At 33.3% G+C, this 474-nt stretch carries 1 protein-coding gene; it reads left to right on the top strand.

Translation table 11 applies throughout. The features are described 5' to 3' along the window. Positions 1-168: 168 nt before the first annotated feature. Positions 169-474: KdsC family phosphatase (locus ACYVRH_RS14540; RefSeq protein ID WP_461257578.1), on the top strand; the 306-nt coding region annotated here is incomplete at its 3' end.

The raw sequence follows: 474 nt of genomic DNA, 5'->3' as shown, positions 1-474 counted from the left end.
GCTGAAGGAAAAAGAGCCTATGGGAAATATTTCCTATCCTTGTATCTCAGCTACAGTAAATGAAGCTTGGAGAGCTAATCTTGCAGAAAAAGATTGCGGTGATTATCTTGTAGTCTATGCTACAAAGTAATTAGCGTAATAAATAGACACTAATTAAGATATAAAAGAATGGTTAAATCAGACATTCGTACAATTAAAATGTTAGTAATGGACGTAGACGGAACTCTCACAGACGGAAAAATATACATGGGGCAGGAAAGCGAAATATTTAAAGTTTTTGACGTTAAAGACGGATATGCAATTCATGAATTATTGCCAAAGTACAATATAGTGCCTGTGATAATTACAGGCAGGACTTCCCGTATTGTTGAAAACAGAGCCAGAGAATTAAAAATAACGCATATTTATCAAGGAGTTGAAGACAAAATAGGACAATTAAAAAAAATAGTACAAGAAATGAATATATCAATGGCT

This window comes from Treponema sp. R80B11-R83G3 (assembly GCF_054786115.1).
Note: the sequence above shows the minus strand (reverse complement) of the source record. Positions and strands in the feature narration are given on the sequence as shown.